9 protein-coding genes are annotated in these 6595 nt (G+C 45.2%); 7 read left to right on the forward strand and 2 right to left on the reverse strand.

What is annotated here, in order from left to right:
• Nucleotides 1-184 precede the first annotated feature (184 nt).
• The 4 genes from rplM to ACQ5DJ_RS23455 all read left to right on the forward strand — a co-directional run bounded on the left by rplM (nucleotide 185) and on the right by ACQ5DJ_RS23455 (nucleotide 3101).
• The gene (gene rplM, locus ACQ5DJ_RS23440) at nucleotides 185-622 is read left to right on the forward strand and encodes a 50S ribosomal protein L13 (RefSeq protein ID WP_007716295.1); all 438 of its coding nucleotides are present in this window, start codon (nucleotides 185-187) and stop codon (nucleotides 620-622) included.
• Between the two features lie 20 nt (nucleotides 623-642).
• Nucleotides 643-1035, forward strand: a complete 393-nt coding sequence (rpsI, locus tag ACQ5DJ_RS23445; RefSeq protein ID WP_005828788.1) for a 30S ribosomal protein S9 — start codon at nucleotides 643-645, stop codon at nucleotides 1033-1035.
• Nucleotides 1036-1160: 125 nt separating this feature from the next.
• A complete protein-coding gene (cwlD, locus tag ACQ5DJ_RS23450; RefSeq protein ID WP_429844524.1) occupies nucleotides 1161-1877 on the forward strand; it encodes an N-acetylmuramoyl-L-alanine amidase CwlD in 717 nt (238 codons plus the stop codon).
• Nucleotides 1878-1988: 111 nt separating this feature from the next.
• The gene (locus ACQ5DJ_RS23455) at nucleotides 1989-3101 is read left to right on the forward strand and encodes a P-loop NTPase (RefSeq protein WP_376900287.1); all 1113 of its coding nucleotides are present in this window, start codon (nucleotides 1989-1991) and stop codon (nucleotides 3099-3101) included.
• Between the two features lie 52 nt (nucleotides 3102-3153).
• Here the strand turns inward: ACQ5DJ_RS23455 and gerD are convergent, their stop codons facing one another.
• The gene (gene gerD / locus ACQ5DJ_RS23460; protein ID WP_429844525.1) at nucleotides 3154-3798 is read right to left on the reverse strand and encodes a spore germination lipoprotein GerD; all 645 of its coding nucleotides are present in this window, start codon (nucleotides 3796-3798) and stop codon (nucleotides 3154-3156) included.
• A gap of 125 nt (nucleotides 3799-3923) precedes the next feature.
• Here gerD and ACQ5DJ_RS23465 point away from each other — a divergent pair, with 125 nt between their 5' ends.
• Complete coding sequence (locus ACQ5DJ_RS23465; RefSeq protein WP_429844526.1) at nucleotides 3924-4511, forward strand: KinB-signaling pathway activation protein; 588 nt, start codon at nucleotides 3924-3926, stop codon at nucleotides 4509-4511.
• Between the two features lie 25 nt (nucleotides 4512-4536).
• Here ACQ5DJ_RS23465 and pdaB read toward each other — a convergent pair whose 3' ends face one another.
• Nucleotides 4537-5307: a polysaccharide deacetylase family sporulation protein PdaB gene (gene pdaB / locus ACQ5DJ_RS23470; protein WP_429844527.1), complete on the reverse strand. Its 771-nt coding sequence runs from the start codon at nucleotides 5305-5307 to the stop codon at nucleotides 4537-4539.
• 125 nt (nucleotides 5308-5432) lie between these two features.
• Here pdaB and ACQ5DJ_RS23475 point away from each other — a divergent pair, with 125 nt between their 5' ends.
• Both ACQ5DJ_RS23475 and ACQ5DJ_RS23480 read left to right on the forward strand, forming a co-directional pair.
• The gene (locus tag ACQ5DJ_RS23475) at nucleotides 5433-6086 is read left to right on the forward strand and encodes a stage II sporulation protein M (RefSeq protein ID WP_429844528.1); all 654 of its coding nucleotides are present in this window, start codon (nucleotides 5433-5435) and stop codon (nucleotides 6084-6086) included.
• Nucleotides 6087-6201: 115 nt separating this feature from the next.
• Complete coding sequence (locus ACQ5DJ_RS23480) at nucleotides 6202-6435, forward strand: hypothetical protein (protein ID WP_007716307.1); 234 nt, start codon at nucleotides 6202-6204, stop codon at nucleotides 6433-6435.
• The last annotated feature ends 160 nt before the right edge of the window (nucleotides 6436-6595 follow it).

Genomic DNA, 6595 nt, shown 5'->3' on the forward strand with positions numbered 1-6595 from the left:
TACGATATTCCTTGGTATTTTAACCCCGCCTAGCCCCACTCTAGCCCCGGGATTGAAAGACAAGATCGTGATTACATGGAACACCTGGAAGAGTTGCTCACCCGTAACAGCAATTATCTTCCATTGCAAGTTTCGGTTGTTTTGGTTATAAGTGTGTTAGGTAAGATATTTAGGAGGGACAAAAATGCGTACCACATATATGGCGAAACCGCTCGAAGTTGAGCGCAAATGGTACATCGTTGACGCTGAAGGCCAAACGCTGGGTCGTCTGGCGAGCGAAGTAGCTTCTATCCTGCGCGGAAAATTGAAACCAGAATTCACTCCTCACGTTGACGCTGGCGATTTCGTAATCGTACTCAACGCTGACAAAGTGAAATTGACTGGTAACAAACTGAATGACAAAATTTACTACACTCACTCCCTGTATCCAGGTGGTTTGAAAAAAACCACTGCTGGCGCAATGCTGAACAAGAGACCAGATCGTATGTTCGAACTGGCGGTAAAAGGCATGCTGCCTAAAAACAGCCTGGGACGTCAAATGTTCACCAAGCTGAAAGTATACGCTGGAACTGAGCATCCACACGCAGCACAAAAACCAGAAGTTTGGCAAATTCGCGGTTAAGGTAAAGGGAGGAAATATACGTGGCACAAGTACAATACTACGGTACAGGTCGTCGTAAGCACTCCGTAGCACGCGTTCGCCTGGTTCCAGGTGAAGGTCGCATCGTGATCAACAAGCGTGAAATGGATACTTACTTTGGTTTGGAAACACTGAAATTGATCGTAAAACAACCACTCGTTTTGACTGAAACTCTTGGTCGTTACGATGTATTGGTTAACGTAAACGGCGGCGGAACCACTGGTCAAGCTGGTGCAATCCGTCACGGCGTTGCTCGCGCTCTGCTGAAAGCAGATCCGGAACTGCGCGGCGCTCTGAAACGCGCTGGCTTCCTGACTCGCGATCCTCGTATGAAAGAGCGTAAGAAATACGGCTTGAAAGCAGCTCGTCGCGCACCTCAATTCTCCAAGCGCTAATTGCTGTTCGATACAAACCCCTTGTCTGTTCGCAGGCAGGGGGTTTTTCCTTTTCACAATCGGGTATATTTGTCCATGTTTGTCCATAAGATGGAACGAGAATGGGACAAAGGGGACGATACACTATGACACGAAAAGGAGTAGGCTGGATATTGGCTTTTGCGGTACTCATGCTGTTGTTCACCTACGAAGCGCCTGATCGCTCTTCTTGGCAGGCATGGTCGCTGCCACTGACGGGAACGGTTATAGCCATTGACCCAGGGCATGGGGGACTAGATGGCGGTGCCGTTTCCAAAGCTGGTAATGTGGTTGAAAAGGAAGTGACCTTGGCCATTAGCATGTACTTGCGGGATTTCCTCCAGCAGTCGGGTGCATTTGTGGTTATGACAAGGGAAGAAGACAAGGATTTGGCTAGTCCGGATGCAGCGCAGGCACGTAAACGAAAATCTGAGGATATCCGAAACCGGGTGAAGCTGGTCAATGATAGTACACCAGATTTTTTGGTCAGTATTCATGTGAATTCTATCCCTTCTCCGAAATGGTCGGGAGCGCAGACTTTCTATTCCCCCACCTTCAAAAAGAGCGAAGAAGTTTCTTACCTGATACAAGATGAAATCAAACGGGTGATCGGTCATACAGATCGGGTTCCGAGTAAGACGAACAATGTGTTCTTGATTCGGGAGGTTAGCTGCCCAGCCGTTTTGGTAGAAGTAGGCTTTGTCAGCAATACAGAGGAGGCAAAGCGACTTCAGAGCGTTGAATATCAAAAGGCAATGGCGAATGCTATTTATCAGGGGATATTGCGTCAGTATTCAGGAGAAAAAGTGCCAATTACACCTTGAGAGGGCGGTGGTCGTGTCCCGACCGCCCGAATATGCTATAATGAACGCGCATACGCTGTCGTTATACCAGCATGAAAATGTTTGAAAAGATCATAGATGAGGTGAACCAGAATGTTGACCAGAGAACAGGTTCTCGAAGCACTACGCGATGTAAAAGACCCTGAAATTAATCGTAGCTTGGTCGAGCTCAACATGATTCGGGATATCCATATTGAAGGCAAGACAGTAAGCCTCACGGTCGTTCTGACGATCTCGGGCTGTCCACTCAAAGCCAAAATCGAGGACGATGTTATTGCAGCTGTGAAAGCGCTAGGAGCCGAAGAAGTACGCCTGCAATTCGGTTCGATGACAGACGAGGAACGTGCGGCTCTGTCTGCCCAGCTTCGCAAGAACCAAGGTGGGCAAACACATAACATGACACCGGGACAAGCTCCACTCTTGAACCCGATCTTGGCAAAGGATTCGAATACGACCTTTATCGCGGTCACTTCCGGAAAAGGTGGCGTGGGAAAATCGACGGTAACAGTGAATCTGGCTGTTGCACTCGCGCGTTTAGGAAAAAAAGTGGGCATTATCGACGCAGACATTTACGGTTTTAGTGTGCCCGATATGATGAATATTGAACAACGTCCAACCGTGATTGGTGAAACGATTCTGCCTGTTGAAAAGCAAAACGTAAAGGTTATGTCCATGGGCTTTTTTGTGGAGGATAACTCTCCGATCATTTGGCGTGGCCCTATGCTGGGGAAAATGCTGCGTAACTTTTTCACGGAAGTACACTGGGGCGAAGAGTTGGACTACCTCTTGCTGGACTTGCCTCCAGGAACGGGAGATATGGCCCTTGATGTGCACACCATGATTCCGCAAAGCATGGAGATTGTGGTAACCACTCCTCATGCTACTGCAGCGTTTGTTGCAGCTCGTGCAGGCGCTATGGCAAAGCGGACTGGTCATGAAATCCTCGGTATTGTGGAAAACATGGCGTGGTACGAAGCAAAAGATGGTTCGAAAGAATACGTATTCGGGCGTGGAGGAGGAGCTAAGCTTGCCGAGACATTGGCATGTGAGCTGCTCGCTCAAATTCCGCTGGGCCAACCGGACAATCATCCATCTGAACCTGATTATTCCCCATCCATCTATGGAGAAAAGACGGAAATTGGTCAGCATTACATCGATATGGCCAAACGTGTCATAGAAAAATGCGGGGAAGCTGTCAAACAATAATATCCAAGAAGATGAAAAAGGTGGGCTCTGCAATAGAGCTCACCTTTGTGTTTTAGGAAGAAGGGTTTCCGCCGCCGGATTTGCTGCCGCCTCCGCCACCTTCTTTTCCCTTTCCTTTTTTCTTTGACTTTAGTTCCTTAGGCTTTGTCATGTCCTCGGATACTTTGGTCATGATCTTCATGAGTTCAGCCTGGAAGAAAGGACTTTGCAAGGAATCCTTCATCACTTGCATGGTTTGTTGTCGATAAGCAGAGCTTTTCATCAGGTCCATCAAATTTTTCTCAAACTCAGGGTCTTTCATTACGCTTATGAGCTCTTTTTGGTATTCAGGGTCCTTCATTAGGTCCTTCATGAGTGTTTTTTGCTCGTTTTTCATGGATTTCGCCATGGCGCTTGCGAACTTCGGGTCTTTAAACGCTTCTTTGATGTGCGTACTATTGGGATTCGTCATGCTTTGAATCAAGGTTGTCCGCACGGTTGATTCGTCGAGCATCAGATTTTGCTTAAACTTATCATCCTTCATCATCTTGCTAACAGATTGCTTCGCTTCGTCCGTCTGTAATATGTCCAGCACCATGTCTTTGACGCTTTTATAATCAGGCTGAGACGAACTTTGCGCTTGTCCGCCACCCCCGCAACTGGTTAGCACCAGACAGACAAGAGCGGTTAACCAAAAAGACATCGTCTTTTTTCTCATGGGGTGGACACCTCCTTCTTTACTCTGCCTACAAGTAACGTGTGCATTTTGTTTTGTTCTTACGCTAGTATTTTCTTGTATCCATTGGTACAATCATATTCGATGTGGATGGGAGGGAATACTTGGTGAGTTTGCGTAAGTATGGATGGCTTTTTATTACCACGCTCTTGCTTGGGGGATTAGGTGGGATCCTGGTTGCCCTTATTTTTGATTTGGACAAGCTGCTTGCAGGAAGCACCGGTAACTTTTTTGTCGGATTGTTCATGTATCTACTGTACGGAATGACCATTAGTATTGTGGCTCAGATGGGTTTTTTTGCGTATATGACAATTAATTATTTCGCTAAAACAATATTTAAAACGGCTTCCCTGTGGAAAAGCGTCCAAGTATTCCTTATTTTGTTTGTCTTTTTCGATATGATTTATCTTCGCTATACGTCCTTCGGTGAAGGAAAAGGATTTAGTACGTACTTTATTGAGCCAATGCTATTATTGATTGTTGCTATTGTTACCGCATATGGAAAAGTGAGTCTGACCAATAAATCTGCATGGATACCGACGATGTTCTTTATGTTTGTCGTTACGGCACTGGAATGGATCCCGGCATTGAAGGAAGATAATGTGCGTGCCACTCTGTCCATGCTCGTTCCACTATTGTTTTGTAACGTGTGGCAAGTCATGCAATTGCACCGTCTGGTAAAAAGAGAAAGCTGACCAATGAAGGTCAGCTTTTTTGATTTTAGTGAATTTCTTTGCTGTCTACACTTGTACCCGAAATGAGTTCAGATACCGTAACGAATTCATAACCATCCTTGCGAAGTTGATCAATGATCACAGGGAGGGCAAGATGCGTATCTTTCGCAGAATCGCTCGCATGCATCAGGATGATGTCTCCTGGATGAGCTTTCGATAATACATTATTGATGATCACATCAGTTCCCGGATTGGTCCAATCTTTTGAGTCCGTATCCCATTGGATGACGGAATAACCCATGCGATTCGCGGTTTCCAGCACTCGTTTGTCAAAATCACCATTTGGCATCCGGATGAGCGTTGGTTTCTTTCCAGTCATTTCGGTTAGGATGGAGTCGGCCTTGGCCATTTGGGAGCGAATTTCTTCATCGGAGTATTTGGTGTAGTTATCATGCTTGTGACCGTGCGAACCAATTTCTAAGCCATCTTCCTTGATGCGTTTTAAGATGTCCGGATGTCGTTGACTCCAAGGGGAGGAGAGGAAAAAAGTCGCTTTGTTTACCTTTTTTTCTTTCAGCACATCCAGTATAGGTAATGCTCGTGTCTCTCCCCAGCTAATGTCAAAGGTAAGGGCGATTTTCTTTTCTTTGGTATCGACCTTATAAATAGCTTGGGGGGCTTGTGTGCTGGCACCTTCCGCAAAGGCAGCAATTGAATCGCGTTCCGCATAACCAATTCCAGCTGTGAGTACGATGGCCGCAACGATAATTAAGATCTGCTTTAATCGTTTTGCGCTGATCACATAAATGAATTTCATGGATAAGCACCTCCTTTGTCCGATAACAGTTTATGCAGGGAAGACAAGGATATTCTTTGGCCTGTTGGCTATTGTTGAGGTACAATGCATATAGTGAATGAAGAGGCAGTAAAGGGGTGTGTTGCATGGGCAATCGATTGCGGCATTTATGGCTTGATAACCGAAAATATTTCTTCGCCGCTTGCTTATTATTTTTTTGTGGTGCCTTGATTGGTTATTTTCAAGCACCGCTTGTCGAAGATATGGTCGATAAAATGATGGGCCAATTGAAGGAAATTGCTGAACGGATAAAAGATAACGGCGGCGGACCTTTAGCGGTGTTCTGGATGATTTTTTCCAATAATGTTTTTAGTGCTTTGATGATGATGGCGCTGGGAATATTGTTTGCATTCTTTCCCATAATTGGATTGCTCACGAATGGAGTGCTGCTTGGGTTTATCCTTTTCAAATACAGTGCAGTGGGAGTAAGTCCATGGCTTATTTTAAGTGCAGGTATTTTGCCACATGGGATTTTTGAGCTCCCAGCTATCCTGTTTGCAGCGGGAGTTGGTATTCGGTTAGGAGTGCTGAGTTTACGATCAGTGGGAGTTCTAATCCAACCACACAAGCTGGCACAATTGAAAAATGACTGGTATGATACGCTCAAGCAATTTCCAGTAGCGGTTCTTACTGTGATCGTTTTGTTGTTCATCGCTGCTATTGTAGAGAGCACGATTACGCCAACCATTCTCAAGGAAACAGTGGGCCAACAACTGCAGCAATTGAACTTACTGAAATAATTCAGATTTGCCAACAAGTTGAAGCCTTCCTAAACGGAGGGCTTTTTATTTTGAATAGGGCTGAATTTTGATGGAAAGGATAGAGGAGAGACTCGTAAGGCGGAGGGCGATATCGTTGCTAGGGTTTTTGTTTAATACGAAAGAAGTACAGGAACTAGAATACTTGTTAAAACGTGAGCTGGAAGAGATGCTCCTTGATTTTAGTGATAAACGAATTGATCAACTAGTGAAGCGGGCTATGGAGGAGAGATACTCCATCATGTTTCGCATGTATGCAAGAATCGCCTCTCCCAATGAGTTATCCAAGTATGTCAGACGCAGAAAACTCGGGGAGGAGCATTATACTTAAAAACTTTTTTAAAAACATATTGACTCAATGATAGGTAACATGATAGATTAATTCTTGTCCTTAAGACGCCATCACAAATAACGATGGACATTGAGGACAGGAAATTGCTCTTTGAAAACTGAACAGCGAAAGCGTTAATGAGTCTATCATTAAATGATTT

Origin of the sequence: Brevibacillus sp. FIR094 (genome assembly GCF_050477165.1) — a bacterium.
In the GTDB taxonomy this organism is placed as follows: domain Bacteria; phylum Bacillota; class Bacilli; order Brevibacillales; family Brevibacillaceae; genus Brevibacillus.